Annotated in this window: 11 protein-coding genes; 1 reads left to right on the forward strand and 10 read right to left on the reverse strand. The window is 62.6% G+C overall.

Going from position 1 to position 14,736, the window contains the following annotated elements:
- Window positions 1-55 precede the first annotated feature (55 nt).
- Window positions 56-934, forward strand: a complete 879-nt coding sequence (locus ACZYGA_RS12770) for an ABC transporter substrate-binding protein (protein WP_024952241.1) — start codon at window positions 56-58, stop codon at window positions 932-934.
- A 106-nt stretch (window positions 935-1,040) separates the two neighbouring features.
- Here ACZYGA_RS12770 and ACZYGA_RS12775 read toward each other — a convergent pair whose 3' ends face one another.
- The 10 genes from ACZYGA_RS12775 to ACZYGA_RS12820 all read right to left on the reverse strand — a co-directional run bounded on the left by ACZYGA_RS12775 (window position 1,041) and on the right by ACZYGA_RS12820 (window position 14,721).
- Window positions 1,041-2,033, reverse strand: coding sequence for a nucleoid-associated protein (locus ACZYGA_RS12775; RefSeq protein WP_024952240.1), 993 nt, complete (start codon window positions 2,031-2,033; stop codon window positions 1,041-1,043).
- A gap of 80 nt (window positions 2,034-2,113) precedes the next feature.
- Entirely contained in the window at window positions 2,114-3,169 is a 1,056-nt protein-coding gene (locus ACZYGA_RS12780; RefSeq protein WP_176426456.1) for a LacI family DNA-binding transcriptional regulator, read from the reverse strand.
- A gap of 145 nt (window positions 3,170-3,314) precedes the next feature.
- Window positions 3,315-5,033, reverse strand: a complete 1,719-nt coding sequence (locus ACZYGA_RS12785) for an alpha-amylase family glycosyl hydrolase (RefSeq protein WP_479399279.1) — start codon at window positions 5,031-5,033, stop codon at window positions 3,315-3,317.
- Window positions 5,034-5,169: 136 nt separating this feature from the next.
- Window positions 5,170-6,441 carry an ABC transporter substrate-binding protein gene (locus tag ACZYGA_RS12790; protein WP_024950908.1) on the reverse strand — a complete coding sequence of 424 codons (1,272 nt, stop codon included), beginning with the start codon at window positions 6,439-6,441 and terminating at the stop codon, window positions 5,170-5,172.
- Window positions 6,442-6,566: 125 nt separating this feature from the next.
- Window positions 6,567-8,234: an alpha-amylase family glycosyl hydrolase gene (locus ACZYGA_RS12795; RefSeq protein ID WP_432704829.1), complete on the reverse strand. Its 1,668-nt coding sequence runs from the start codon at window positions 8,232-8,234 to the stop codon at window positions 6,567-6,569.
- Window positions 8,235-8,272: 38 nt separating this feature from the next.
- Window positions 8,273-9,922 carry an alpha-amylase family glycosyl hydrolase gene (locus ACZYGA_RS12800; RefSeq protein WP_024950906.1) on the reverse strand — a complete coding sequence of 550 codons (1,650 nt, stop codon included), beginning with the start codon at window positions 9,920-9,922 and terminating at the stop codon, window positions 8,273-8,275.
- A gap of 151 nt (window positions 9,923-10,073) precedes the next feature.
- The gene (locus ACZYGA_RS12805; protein WP_175090554.1) at window positions 10,074-11,180 is read right to left on the reverse strand and encodes an ABC transporter ATP-binding protein; all 1,107 of its coding nucleotides are present in this window, start codon (window positions 11,178-11,180) and stop codon (window positions 10,074-10,076) included.
- Between the two features lie 45 nt (window positions 11,181-11,225).
- Window positions 11,226-12,866: an alpha-glucosidase family protein gene (locus ACZYGA_RS12810; protein WP_286987845.1), complete on the reverse strand. Its 1,641-nt coding sequence runs from the start codon at window positions 12,864-12,866 to the stop codon at window positions 11,226-11,228.
- Window positions 12,867-12,892: 26 nt separating this feature from the next.
- Window positions 12,893-13,735, reverse strand: coding sequence for a carbohydrate ABC transporter permease (locus tag ACZYGA_RS12815; protein ID WP_084208934.1), 843 nt, complete (start codon window positions 13,733-13,735; stop codon window positions 12,893-12,895).
- Window positions 13,736-13,746: 11 nt separating this feature from the next.
- Window positions 13,747-14,721 carry a carbohydrate ABC transporter permease gene (locus tag ACZYGA_RS12820; protein ID WP_175090552.1) on the reverse strand — a complete coding sequence of 325 codons (975 nt, stop codon included), beginning with the start codon at window positions 14,719-14,721 and terminating at the stop codon, window positions 13,747-13,749.
- Window positions 14,722-14,736: the final 15 nt, after the last annotated feature.

Genomic DNA, 14,736 nt, shown 5'->3' on the forward strand with positions numbered 1-14,736 from the left:
TGCTAGGATCGCAAACACAAATGATATTAATTATTATTCAATAAAGGGAATGTCGATGAACGTCACTGGGCTCACCTTGTCTGTCTCTACTCTGTTGTTGGCTGCTTTACCCTTGAGTGCACAGGCACACGAAGTCGCCGGGGGAGAGCATGGCCCTTCCGTCGTGAGTCTGGACTGGGGCGCTGCCGATACGCTGGATGAGCTGGGCTTGGCCGAGCATCTCGTCGGGGTTCCACATCAGTCTGCACCCGCCTATGTGTCGCATTTGATCAAAGATCGAGCAGATGTCGGCGGACTCAAGGAGCCTGATGTCGAGGCGATCGCGGGATTGGAGCCGGACCTGATTCTGGTCACCGGCCGTCAGTCTGGATCGCTTGAGGCGCTCAAGGCTGTGGCGGAGACGCGTGATGTCACTCTCGAAGAAGGCAATTACTTCGAAGCATTTAGTGACAAGGTGCTGAGCCTGGCGTCCCCGTATCATGCTGAGGAAAAGGCGCACGATCATCTTGCAGCGCTTGAGTCTGCAATCGATACGGCACGGGAGGGGCTCGTTAACGATCTTCGAGTGCTGGTCGTGACTCACAATGACGGTCGCTATGCTTTGCGTAACGAGCCGGTAGTGACTGAGCTGCTGCAGATCGAACAGCCGGCGTTGCCGGATTCCGTGGAGCCGGTCAGCCGTGGTGCGCGTACTTTCTACCCGCTGACGCCAGCGAATATTGCCGAGATGGCGCCGAATGCTCTTTATGTGGTCGATCGCAGTGCTGCCATTGGCCAGACCCCGATGGATGCTGACGCGCTTGAGGCCGCGCTGGCCGATGCTGGCGGCGCGGACATTGGTGTCACCGTGCTATCCCCGGGGCTTTGGTATCTCTCCGGCAATGGCTTGCAGAGTGTACGTGCTCAGATGAATGAAGTTCTCGAAGGGCTGTAAAGGCCGGGGCACACGGTTTCTTGTCAGACACACGAAGGCCAGGCATCTGCCTGGCCTTCGTGTGTCTGCCGGGTGTGCATCAGGTGATGTCGTCTGATCAGAGGCTTCAGCGTTGCTTGAGCTGATCGCGCAGGCCCGTCGGGACCTGCTTGATGATCAGACGGTCACTCGCTTCATCGTATTCCACCGAGTCGCCCAGCAGGTGCGAATCAAAGCTGATCGAGACGCCCGCGGCGCGCCCGGTGAAACGCTTGAACTGGTTGAGCGTCTTCTTGTCCGGCGGGATTTCCGGTGACAGCCCATAGTCGCTGTTGCGAATGTGGTCGTAGAAGGCCTGCGGGTGCTCTTCATCGATCAGCTCAGACAACTGATCCAGCGTGATTGGCTCGCCGAGCTTGGCCTGATCAGTGGCGTAGTCGACCAGGGTATCGGTTTTCTCGCGACTGGCCTCCTCGGCCATGTCTTCCTTCTCGACGTAGTCGCTGAAGGCCTTGAGCAGGGTGCGGGTTTCCTGACCGGCATCCCGCTGCTCCTGTGCGCCCAGCGTTTCGGCGAAGGCCTCGGCGAGCTTGGTGCGTCCGCGATCGCGCGCCCAGGACAGATAGGGGTGAGACGTCGAGCTGCCTTGCCATTGACTGATATCCAGTCGTGCGGCCAGCGACATCTGGGTCATGTTGAGCTGTCGGGCGGGGGTTACCGCGAGGGACTCGTCGATCGCGAAGCCGTCACGATGGTGCAGCAACGCCATGAACAGGTGACGCGTCTCGCCCTGTTGGTGATCCACCACCAGCAGATGACCGCCTGTCGGGAGGTTGTCATCGATCAACGGCATGAGTCGACCGGCAAGCGTCTGGGTCAGGCTCGCGAAATCGCTATCACCTGCGAGGAAAGACGCCAGCTCGGCGGGGAAGGCGGCAGGTGCGTCTTCATTGAAACGGCCCCAGTTCTTGGCCTTGCCGTGGTAGGCATCATTGAGCCCGGACACCAGATCCTCCAGTGCATCGGATGCCGGCAGGGCAGTGGCGGCAGGCACCAGCTGGGCCGGCGTCTCGCTATTGCCCTTGTCGATACGGTGAATGATGCTGTGCAGGATCGGCATGGAAACCTCCCTCGGCTGCGATGAACGGGCTGGGGATGATACCTGCCACGCCCCATAGCGTCACTCCTGGCGACACCTCCTCACGGACAGGTCTCGCCCTGGATCAGCTGTGTCGAGAGCCGGTGTGATGACGCGGGCTCCAGCCCCAGAATCATTCGCGCGGCAAGGCGGCCTTTCTCGGTACTGTCCTGGTGGACGGTGGTCAGGCGCGGTGACCGATATTGTCCTTCCTCGATGCCATCGAAGCCGGTGATACGCAGATCCTCGGGAATTCGGATGCCACGTTGTTCGGCCAGGGTCACGGCGGTCAGAGCAATACGGTCTGACATGCACAGCAGGAGGTCTGGCCGCTCGCCGGCCGGCAGGTCGAGTATCTCTGCCAGCACCGGCGCGCAGACCTCATAGGTGTTTTCCTCGATGTTCCACATCGCGACGTCTTCCAAAGCCACCTCTCGCTCAGTCAGGGCGCGATGAAAACCTGCCAGACGTGAGCGGGTGATTGTCTGACCCGTCGGAATCAGCGCGTGGGCATCGGTGATGGGGCCATTGCAGGGCGTGTCGGTCAGGCGCAGGTTGACGATGCCGATACGACTGGCGGGTGTCTGCAAGGCATGTTGCGCGATGGCGTAGCAGGCGGGCTCATCATCCACATGGATGGCGGGGTGATCGCCCAGATCGAAGTCGACGGCCACGATAGGCTTGTGACCCGCACTCTGGAGTTCTTCCACCAGCGCCATGCTGGCCATCAGCCCGTAGACGATGAAGCCATCGGCGATGCTGGAAGACCCGGGCACCTGGGAGGCATTCTGGCGGCCTGAAAGCAGCAGTAGGGTATGGCCGTGAGCATCCAGCACTTCCGCGATGCCCGACAGCAGTTCGCTGGCGACGGCGTCCTTGAGGCTGTAGGTCAGCGTCTCCGCGAGTACCACGGCGATGATCCGTGAGCGCCCCGTGCGCAGACTGCGCGCCTTGGCGTCCGGGCCACGGTAGCCAAGGCGTCTGGCCTCCTCGAGCACCCGCTCGCGCAATGCTGGCGAGAGCTGGTCGGGGCGGTTGAAGGCGTTGGAGACGCTGGCGGTGGAGACGCCGAGTTGTGCGGCTAGCTCCTTGAGAGTGATGCGGCGAGGCGATGACACAGGCGTCGGGTTCCTGAAGATGAAAAGCTTGAACGATTAAGTGCAGAGATAGCATATCGCCACGTACCAGAAATGCCCAGAAAGTGAGGGAGTTGGTCGAACGAGCGGTCAACTGCGCACAAGGCGTCCAGCCGGGCAACGCCTGCTAGCGGTCCTGCTCTTGTGAGGTATCGGCTGGCACGACCAGCCAGGCTGCCATCCCCGGCGCCAGGCTCAATTGGCCTGCTTCAAGCGAGGGCGTTGCCATGCCGGGCAACGAGACGACCTCTATCGGGTCATGATGCTGGTCATGAGGCATTCGCGAGCCCAGCAGGGCAGGCAGGTCGAGCATGACGGGGGCGTTGTCGTGTTCCGGGTCGTGATCTGTCTCGTGTTCCAGATTGGCCAGGCACACCATCTGCTGGTGAGGGGTGTGGCGTATCACGCCAAAGACTCCCTTCGGCAGCACGGAAGGAGAGATGAGTGTCTGTTGCCCCGTCTTCAGCGTCGCATTCTCACGTCGCAGTTCCAGCAGCTTGCGAACGCGATTCAGCAGGCTCTCGGGCGCCTCTTGTTGCAGCGAGACCGCCTGTGACTGATGAGGGGCATGGACGGGAAGCCAGGGCGACAGAGAGTCGGCGCAGAAACCACCATTGCGTTGAGGCTCCCACACCATGGGCGTGCGACAGCCATCGCGTCCCTTGACCTCGGGCCATAGCGCGATTCCGAAGGGGTCCTGCAGCTCGGCGTAGCTCAGCTCCGCTTCCTCGAATCCAAGCTCTTCGCCCTGATAGAGGCAGAGGCTGCCCCGCAATGAGCAGAGTACCGTCAGAGCCAGCAAGGCGCGTGCGCTCCCCCAGCGGCTGGCACTGCGCGGAACATCATGATTGGACAATGCCCAGCACGGCCAGGCGTCTTCGCCATGCTCGGCAAAGCGTGCCAGAACGGCGTGCAAGTCCACGGCATCGCCCGTGCTGTTGAGCAGGTCGAAGGTGTAGGCCATATGCAGGCGGTGCTGGCCCGCGGTGTAGGCTGCCATGGCGGGAAGCGGGTCGCTGCCTCCAACCTCGCCGACGCTGGTGGCGCCGGGGTATTCCTCCAGCAGGGCACGAATCTCTTCCAGATAGTCGAGATTCTCTGGCTGATCCGCATTGTGTTTCAGCAGTTGATAGCTGCGGGGATGCCCACGGCTACGGTAGTCGTCCGAGGACGGCGGATTGTCCGTCAGCGCCTGGTCATGGAAATAGAAGTTGGCGGTGTCGAAGCGGAACCCGTCGACGCCCAGCTCCAGCCAGAAGCGCAGATTGTCGAGCTGTGCCTGACGCACCTCCGGATGATGAAAGTTCAGGTCCGGCTGGCTGGCGAGAAAGTTGTGCAGATAATACTGGCAGCGCCGTGAATCGAAGGTCCAGGCCGGGCCACCGAAGGCGGCTAACCAGTTGTTGGGCGCACCGCCGTCCGGGCGCGGGTCCGCCCAGACATACCAGTCAGCCTTGGCATTGTCCCGGGATTGGCGACTTTCCCGGAACCACGCATGCTGATCGGAGCTGTGTGACAGCACCTGATCAATGATGACGCCCAGCCCGAGCTCATGTGCGCGGGCGACGAGCCGCGAGAAGTCCTCCAGAGTGCCGAACAGGGGATCGATGTCACGGTAGTCCGAGACGTCATAGCCGAAGTCCTGCATGGGCGAGGTGAAGATGGGGGAGACCCAGATGGCGTCCACCCCCAGGGTCGCGAGGTAGTCCAGACGTTGGATGATGCCGGCAATATCGCCGACACCATCGCCATTGGCGTCCATGAAGCTGCGCGGATAGATCTGATAGAGCGTTGCGCCGCGCCACCAGTCGTGTGCGGCATGGCGATGAAGTTGGGTAGATGTCATTGCACGATCCTTGTTGTCGAGGCGGCAGGGGTCACGGGCATGCTAGAGCGCCGGAAAGGCCCCGCGTCTCTGCGCGAGACCTTCCGGGCGTCATCAGTCTGCAGGCGCAAGGCCTGGCGGGGTGAGGCCGTTGGCGTTACCAGCCGCGGCGTCCGATGCGGGTGAGTTCTCTCCCGAGCGCTTCCACCGCCTGAGCACCGGTCTCCTCGCCCGACAGCACCTGATGGGTGCGGTTGAAGAAGGCATTGGAGACGCGAGCGTAGGCATCGCCCGTCACCGAGGCCGGGCGCGCGACGCCGGTTCTGAGCGCTTCATAGAGCTCCCCCATCGAGGGGTTGCTCGCCAGCACCTCGTCATCCTGATAGAGGTGTTCGATGGTGGGGTTGCGCCCCATCTTCATGGCATGGGCCTTTTGCTGCGGGGCGGCGGTGATGTAGGCGACCAGCTCCGCTGCGGCCTGTGGGTGCTCCGAGTAGCGTGATACCGCAAGATTCCAACCGCCCAGGGTTGCGCGTGACTCGCCCTGCGGGCCATGCGGGAGGGGGGCCATGCCGACCTTGCCTGCCACCGGACTGCCCTCGGCCTGGCTGAGCTTCCAGACATAGGGCCAGTTGCGCAGGAACAGCGCATTGCCCGACTGGAACAACCCACGTGACTCCTCCTCGGTATGATTCAGCGCACCTTCCGGAGCGATGCTGCCGATCCAGGAGGCGGCAAGATCGAGTGCCTCGGCGGCGCGCGAGTTGTCGATGGTGACCTCACCGGCATCATCCACCAGGGTGCCGCCGCCCTGGCTTGCGACCCACTCCAGTGCGTTGCAGGTCAGCCCCTCGTAGGCGCGCCCCTGGAAGCTGTATCCCCAGAAATCGGCATTGCCGGCGTCACGTTCCGCCGCCTGGATCGTGCGCGCCGTCTCGGTGAGTTGCTGCCAGGTCTCCGGCACCTGCTGGTCGTATTTTTCCAGCAGGTCCTTGCGGTAATAGAGCACGCCTGCGTCGGTGTACCAGGGCATGGCCACCAGACGTCCCTCTACGGTGCCGTTGTCGACCAGCGCGGGGAAGAAGCCCTCGGTGGCGTCGTCGGGCAGATAGCGGGAAAGGTCGACCAGGTGATCGTCGAGCAGCCCTGGCCACGCCATGTCGACGATCAGCACGTCGATGTCACTGGAGCCGCTGCTCAGCAGCTGCTGATACAGCGAGAGCTTCTCGGTGGTGTCGTTGGGAGTGGAGATCACATTGACACGATTGCCGGATTGCTCAGCCCATTGCTGGGCGAGCTCCGGGCACATGTCGGAATCTCCGCCAGGGCCACAGGCAATCGTGACCTCGGTGGCCAGTGCGAGGGGTGCCGTCAATGAGGCCCCGCTCAACAACAGGGCACCGGCGCTACCCTTGAGGGTCGTGAGCATCCGTTGGCGTGGGGTGCTGATAACAGAAGGCATGGCGTGCGACTCCATCATTGTGATTGTTGTTGCGGCGTCCGGGATGACCGTCATCCACCGAGCATCCCGTGAAGCATCGAATCTGCCAGGCGTCAGTTGAGGGCGAGCCACATGGCGCTGCCTGGCATCAGCGACAGGGGGTGGTGAGAGGCGTGTGTCGCCGTGACACCGGCGATCTCGAGGGTGGTCCAGGTGGTGATATCTGGCGCCAGTTGACTCGGGTCGATCACGCTCGGCGTATCGCCTGTCCCGAGGTGTGCCAGACACAGCAAGCGTTGCGCTCCATGCTGGCGCACGCTGGCGAAGACGTTGTCCGGGAGCCGCTCGGGGGCAATCAGGGTCTGATCACCCTCGCGCAGCACCTGGCTGGTCCCGCGATAGCGCAGCAGGCGACGTGCTCGCGACAGGAAGCTGTCATCACGGTTTTCCTGCTGCGCCACCGACAATGGCAACTGGCGTGGGGAGACCGGTAACCAGGGCGTGGCCTCAACGCCGGACTTCGTCGCGCAGCGGCTGAACCCACCGTTCAGGCTGTCATCCCAGACCATCGGCGTGCGACAGCCATCGCGGCCCTTGATCTCGGGCCACAGGTTGATGCCGAAGGGGTCCTGCAGGTCCTCGAAGGCCAGCTCCGCTTCGGGAAGCCCCAGTTCTTCTCCCTGATAGAGGCACAGGCTGCCACGCAGCGAACACAACACCGTCAGGGCGAGCAGGGCGCGCGATTCTCCCCAGCTGGTCGCACTGCGTTCCACGTCATGATTGGACAGGGCCCAGCAAGGCCAGGTGTCTTCGCCTTGCTCGGCAAAGCGCGTCAGCACGTCGTAAAGCGCGCGGGCATCGCCATCACTGTTGAGCAGGTCAAAGGTGTAGGCCATGTGCAGGCGGCGTTGGCCGGCGGTATAGGCAGCCATGGTCGGGAGAGGGTCATTGCCGGCGATCTCGCCGACACTGGTGGTGCCCGGGTACTCATCGAGCAGGTCGCGGATGCGCTCCAGATACGCCAGATTCTCCGGTTGCTCGATATTGTGCTGCATCCGCTGATAGCTCTGCGGGTTGCCCGGGTTGACGCCTTCGCGCGCCATCGCCGGGTTGTCGGTCAAGGCGCGGTCATGGAAGTAGTAATTGACGACGTCGAAGCGGAAGCCGTCCACCCCCAGATCCAGCCAGAAGCGCAGGTTGTCCAGCTGCGCCTGGCGCACCTCGGGATGATGGAAATTCAGATCCGGCTGACTGGCCAGGAAGTTGTGCAGATAGTACTGGCGACGCTTGGCATCGAAGCTCCAGGCGCGACCACTGAAGGCTGCCATCCAGTTGTTGGGCGGGTTGCCATCCGGGAGCGGGTCGGCCCAGACATACCAGTCGGCCTTGGCGTTGTGGCGGTCCTGACGGCTTTGCTGGAACCAGACGTGTTGATCGGAGCTGTGAGACAGCACCTGGTCGATGATCACGCGCAACCCCAGCTGGTGGGCTTGCGAGACCAGGTGCTTGAAATCCTCCAGGTGGCCGAACATCGGGTCGACATCCCGATAGTCCGCGACGTCATAGCCGAAATCATTCATCGGCGAGGTGAAGAAGGGGGACAGCCAGATGGCATCCACGCCGAGGCTGGCCACATGGGGCAGGCGCTCGATGATGCCGGCCAGGTCGCCGATGCCGTCGCCGTTGGCATCCATGAAACTGCGGGGGTAGATCTGATAGATCGTGGCACCACGCCACCAGTCGAGGCGTGCGTGAGGATCGAGTTGAGACAGGGTCATCATGACCTCCTTGTGAGTCGCGTGATCGGCAAGCGGGAGATTCAGTGCACCTCGCCAACACAGCGCGCGATGGCAACGCCGTGGGGCGGCAGCGTCAGGCGACCTGCCTGCCAGTGACCATTGATCATGCCGGGGGCATCCTCGAGGGCTTCCGCTCGCCAGGCGGTCTCCAGAGTCAGGGCCTGAGCAGAGAAGTTGAGCGCGATCAGCAACGACTCGCCGCCTGAGAGACGCGTGAAGCAGATGACTTCCTCATGCAGCGAGTGGAAGTGGATCTCTCCTCGGCTGAGGGCGGGGTGACGGCGGCGGAAGGCGAGCAGCTCCCGGCTGGCATTCAACAGCGATGCCGGGTCGTGTTCCTGATGGTCGACGGCCAAGGCATGATGGAAGTCGGGAACCGGCAACCAGGGAGACACGCGAGAGAAGCCCGCATGTGACTCACCGGCCTGCCACGGCATGGGCGTCCGGCAGCCGTCGCGTCCCTTGTAGCGTGGCCAGAAGGTGATGCCGGCGGGGTCCACCAACTGGTCATGGCGTAGCTGGGCTTCACTCAGCCCCAGTTCTTCGCCCTGATACAGACAGACGCTGCCGCGCTGGGTCAGCAGGAAGGCGAGATAGAGGCGCAGGCGCGCCGGCGAGGCTTCGGCGTCCCAGCGCGTTGCCAGACGTGTGACATCGTGATTTCCCAGCGCCCAGCACGGCCAGCCGTCCCCGATCTGCGCTTCCATCGTCTGTAGGGTCGCCAGGAGGTGGCCGGGTGAGGCGTTCTCGGTCAGCAGATCGAAGGAATAGGCCATGTGCAGCCGCTGGTCGCCCCGGGTGTACTCGGCCATGACGCGCAAGGAGTCATCGTCGCCGACCTCGCCAACGCTGGTGGTGCCGGGGTATTCATCGAGCAGACTCCGCAGCCGTTCGAGAACGGCGAGGTTCTCGGGTTGGGTCTTGTCGTGAAGATGTTGTTGATAGCCGTAGGGGTTGTCCGGGCGCACGCCAATGAAGCCCTCGGCGATCTCACGCCGCGGCGGGTTATCCTTTAGCTCACCATGTGTGCAGAAGTTGATGGCGTCCAGGCGGAAACCATCCACCCCCCGCTCCAGCCAGAATCGCACTTCTTCAAGAATGGCCGTCACGACTTCGGGGTGATGGAAGTTGAGGTCCGGCTGCTCGATCAGGAAGTTGTGCAGGTAGTACTGGCAGCGGCGAGTGTCCCATTGCCACGCGGAGCCCCCGAAGATCGATTGCCAGTTGGTGGGCGGTGCGCCATCGGGTCTGGGGTCTGCCCAGACATACCAGTCGGCGCGCGGGTTATCGCGGCTCTGGCGGCTTTCCTCGAACCACGGGTGGGCGTCGGAGGTGTGTGAGAGCACCTGATCGATGATGACTTTCAGGCCGCGCGCATGCGCTGCCTCGACCAGACGGTCGAAGTCCTCCAGGGTGCCGAACATCGGGTCGACATCGCGATAGTCGCTGATGTCATAGCCGAAGTCCTTCATGGGCGAGGTAAAGAAGGGGGATAGCCAGATCGCATCGACATTCAGCGAGGCGATGTAATCCAGGCGCTCGAGGATGCCCGGCAGATCACCGATGCCATCGCCATTGCTGTCCTGAAAGCTGCGCGGGTAGATCTGATAGATGACGGCGCCGCGCCACCAATCGTGGGCCGACACCTGGGTGTCTCGAATCGTGGACATGCGAGTCTCCTGGGCGGGAACCATGGCTCCCGCCCGTGGGGTCCTTGCGGAGAATGAAGCGGTTGGCCTGAGGCGCCGTGAGCAGGCGCTGGACACTCAGTCCTGGCTGCCAGGCCCTCGAGAAAAAGCCCTGCAGAACAGGCCCTGAACGTCAGGCTGCCTGGCGTTGCTGGGTCAGGCTCAGCGCGCGATCCTGGCTGTCGAAGAGATGCACGTGCTCCAGGTCCGGCACCAGCGCGACGCGTTGGCCGATCTTCCACTGACTGGGGGCTTCACTGCGGTGGATCAGCAGGCTGTCGCCGACTTTCGGATCCAGATAGACATAGACTTCGTTGCCCAGGTACTCGACGTTGACGATCTCGAAGGCGTTGTCGCCACGGGCCTCTTCCAGGCAGAGGTGTTCGGGACGAACCCCCAGCATCAGACGGCTACCAACGCGCTCGCTACCGGCATCGCGAGGCAGGCCCAGCTCGCCGATCCCGGCCGTCGTGATGCGACAGTTATTGGCATCGCTGCTCAATAGCTCCGCCGGCAGGAAGTTCATGGTCGGGGAGCCGATGAAGCCGGCCACGAAGCGGGTCGCCGGTGCCTGATAAAGTGTCTGGGGACTGCCGACCTGTTCGATACGGCCATCACGCAGTACCACGATCTTGTCGGCCAGGGTCATGGCTTCGACCTGGTCGTGGGTGACGTAGACCATGGTGGAGCCCAGGCGGTGGTGCAGGCGGGCGATCTCATTGCGCATCTGCACCCGCAGTGAGGCATCCAGGTTGGAGAGCGGCTCATCGAACAACAGGATCTTCGGCTCACGCGCCATGGCGCGCCCCATGGCGACGCGCTGTCGCTGGCCGCCGGAAAGCGCCTTGGGCTTGCGGTGCAGCAACTCCTCGAGCTGAAGGATGCGCGCCGTCTCCATCACGCGTTGTTCGACGCTTTCCTTGTCGGTCTTGGCAAGCTTGAGGCCGAAGGCCATGTTCTCGTACACCGTCATGTGCGGGTAGAGGGCATAGGACTGGAAGACCATGCCCACGCCGCGCTCACGCGGGGGGAGGTCATTGACCAGATCGTTGGCGATATGCATCTCACCCTCGGTGATCGATTCCAGCCCGGCGATCAGGCGCAGTAAGGTCGACTTGCCACAGCCTGACGGCCCGACGAAGACCACGAATTCTCCGCTGCCGATCTTCAGGTCCAGGTCCTTGATGATGTGCGTGCTGCCGAAGGTCTTGTTGATCTTGGAGAGGGTTACGCTTGTCATCTTGCGACTCCCAGCCGGTGCTCGGCACCGGCTTTCGAAAGAAGGTTAGTCGAGTGCCAGGAAGGCAGCCTGATAGGGCGGCAGTACCAGGCGCGCTGTCTGGGGCTGAGCCTCATCCAGTTCGGCAGTGAAACCCGTGCCCTTGAGAAGACGCGCGCCGCCTGCGTAGGCTTGCGGCAGCGCGGTACTTAGTTCAGTGCCTGTGAGATTGAACAGGCACAGCATGCGCTGACCGTCATGCTCACGCAGGAAGCCCAGAAGCTCGTCCCCCACGTCGACCAGTTGAATGTCCCCCTCACGCAAGACCGGATGCTGACGGCGGAAGTTCAGCAGAATCCGCGTGGCATGAAGCACAGAGTTAGCGTCGTCTTCCTGGTTGGCCACGGCCAGTGGCAGGTGGCGCTCATCGATCGGTAGCCAAGGCTCGACACTTGAGAAGTCCCCTTGCGCCGCTTGACGCCAGGGCATGGGGGTCCGGCAGCCATCACGGCCCTTGAACTCCGGCCACAGCACCTTGCCGTAAGGGTCCTGAATACGCTCGAAGGGCACCTCGGCTTCTGGCAGGCCCAGCTCCTCACCCTGGTAGAGGCAGACGCTGCCGCGCAGTGACAACACCATGGCCAGGGCGACCTTGGGGTAGGACACCGGGTCTTCGTGGGCCCCCCAACGGGTGGCGCTGCGCACCACGTCGTGGTTTGACAGGGCCCAGCATGGCCAGGCATCACCGGCCAGGCGCTGGAAGCGCTCGATGACTTCTCGGATATAGCCTGCGGAATGCGGCGCATTGAGCAGATCGAATCCGTAGGCCATGTGCAGCTTGTCGCCCCCAGCGGTGTATTCCGCCATGCGCTCCAGCGGCTTGTCGTCACCGATTTCACCGACCGTGGTGGTGCCGGGGTATTCATCCATCAGGGCACGTAGGTCTCTCAGGAAGTCGAGATTTTCCGGGCGGCTCAAGTCATAGACGTGGCGCTGCCAGGTATAGGGGTTGGAATCCGGCGCGCCCAGTGTCTTGGCTTCGCCTGCTGGCACTGGCGGATTGTCGCGCAGAGCCTGATCGTGGAAGTAGAAGTTGACGGTATCCAGTCGGAAGCCATCGACGCCGAGTTCCAGCCAGAAGCGCATGTTGTCGAGCTGAGCCTGACGGGCCTCCGGGTGATGGAAGTTCACGTCGGGCTGGCTGGTCAGGAAGTTATGCAGGTAATACTGCTGGCGGCGCGAATCGAAGGTCCAGGCCGAGCCGCCGAAGATCGACAGCCAGTTGTTGGGCGGCGTGCCATCGGGCTTGGGGTCTGCCCACACAAACCAGTCGGCCTTGTCATTCGTGCGGTCCTGACGGCTTTGCTGGAACCAGGGGTGCTGGTCGGAGGTGTGGCTGATCACCTGGTCGATCATGACCTTGAGATTGAGCGAGTGAGCGCGCTCCAGCAGGGCCTTGAAGTCCTCCAGGGTGCCGAACATCGGGTCGACATCACGGTAATCGCTGATGTCATACCCGAAGTCGAGCATCGGAGAGGTGAAGAAGGGCGACAGCCAGATGCCATCCACGCCCAGGGAGGCCACGTAATCGAGTCTGGCGGTGATGCCCGGCAGATCGCCGATCCCGTCGCCGTTGCTGTCCAGGAAGCTGCGCGGGTAGATCTGGTAGATGACGCCACCGCGCCACCAGTTGGAGGAGGTCTGCATTTGGGCTTCGAGCAATGACATGAAAATTATCCTTTGACGGCGCCGGCGGTCAGGCCGGATACGATGCGGCGCTGGAAGATCATCACCAGGATGACCAGCGGTATGGTGACGGTGACGGAGGCGGCCATGATGGGGCCCCAGGGGAGCTCATGCTGGCTGCCGCCGGAGATCAGGGCGATGGCGACCGGCACGGTGCGTTCGCTGTCGGTCAGCGTGAAGGTCAAGGCGAACAGGAACTCGTTCCAGGCCGCGATGAAGGCGAGCAACCCGGTGGTGGCCATGGCCGGCCACATCAGGGGCAGGAAGACCTTGGTGATGGTCTCCCACGGTGTGGCGCCGTCCATGATCGCGGCCTCTTCCAGTTCCATGGGCAGCTGACGCATGAAGGTCGTCAGTACCCAGACGGTGAAGGGCAGCGTGAAGATGGTGTAACTGAGAATCAGGCCACCGGGGTTGTTGTAGAGATTCAGGCTGCGAATCACCTCGAACAGCCCGGAGAGCACCGCGACCTGAGGGAACATCGAGACCCCGAGGATGATCAGCATCACGGTGGAGCGGCCGCGAAAGCGCACGCGCCCCAGCGCATAGGAGGCGGTGATGCCCAGCAGCAGCGCGATCAACACGACGCTCAAGGCGATCAGGATCGAGTTGCCGATCGCCTGTAGGAAGCTCTTCTGCGCAAAGATCTGGGCATAGTTGCTGAAGTCCAGAGAGGTCAGCCAGTAGTTGACCTCGAACAGCTCACTGGACGGTTTCAGTGAGGTGATCACCGCGTAATAGAAGGGGAACACGGCGTAGACGATGATGATGGCGATCAAGGCCCATTTGCCGACATGCTTGGCGAGTCGGGTCAGCTGGTAGCGGTTCATCGGAGTCTGATTCATTTCTCCACTCCCAGTTGGCGGCGGCCAAGGTAGAGGTAGACCACGACGGCCAGCGCGATGATCAGGAACAGCATCGTGGAGGCGGCACTGCCGTAGCCCACGTCCTGGAACTCCACCAGTTGCTGGCGGGCGTAGATGGACATGGTCATGGTGCTCGACGAGTTGGAGGTCAGCACATAGATGACATCGAAGACGCGCAGTGCATCGAGAAGGCGGAAGATCACAGCGACCAGCAGGGCCGGGGTGATCAATGGCAGGGTGACACGGAAGAACACCTTCACCGGGTGGATGCCATCGACCTCGGCGGCCTCATAGCAGTCCTTGGGCAGCATCTGCAGCGCGGCGAGTACCAGTAGTGCCACGAAGGGGATGGTCTTCCAGACATCGACCATGATCACGGCCCACATCGACAGATCGGCATCCGCCGTCCAGGCCAGGGGCGCATCAATCAGCCCCAGCCCCATCAGCAGGTGGTTGATGATCCCGAACTGGTCATTGAGCATCCAGGCCCACATCTTGGCGGAGACGATGGTCGGGATGGCCCAGGGGATGAGCACCGCGGCGCGGACCAGCATGCGCCCCTTGAATTCGGCGTTGAGCAGCAGGGCCACGATGATGCCGAAGACGACTTCCAACGACACCGAGATGACGCTGAAATAGACGGTGTTCCAGACGGAATTCCACCACACCGGGTCAGCCAGCAGGCCGTACCAGACGCCGTCGTCCTTCACGAGATAGTTTTCAAAGCCGATGAAGGCGGCGCCGGTCGTGTCCGAGAGCGAGGCATCGGTCAGGCTGAGATAGAAGGTTCTCAGCAGTGGCCAGCCGGCCACCAGGGCCAGCGCGACCAGCATCGGCGCGAGATAGGTCCAGGCCGCACGTACCCGCTGGCGTCTGACCTTGGTGCCGCGTTTGCGGGTCCGGGCCGAGGGCGTGTCCGTCGGCACTGACTCATTGAGCGTGGTTGTCATGCGAAACCTCCCGGG

Source organism: Cobetia sp. BL01, from assembly GCF_056493605.1.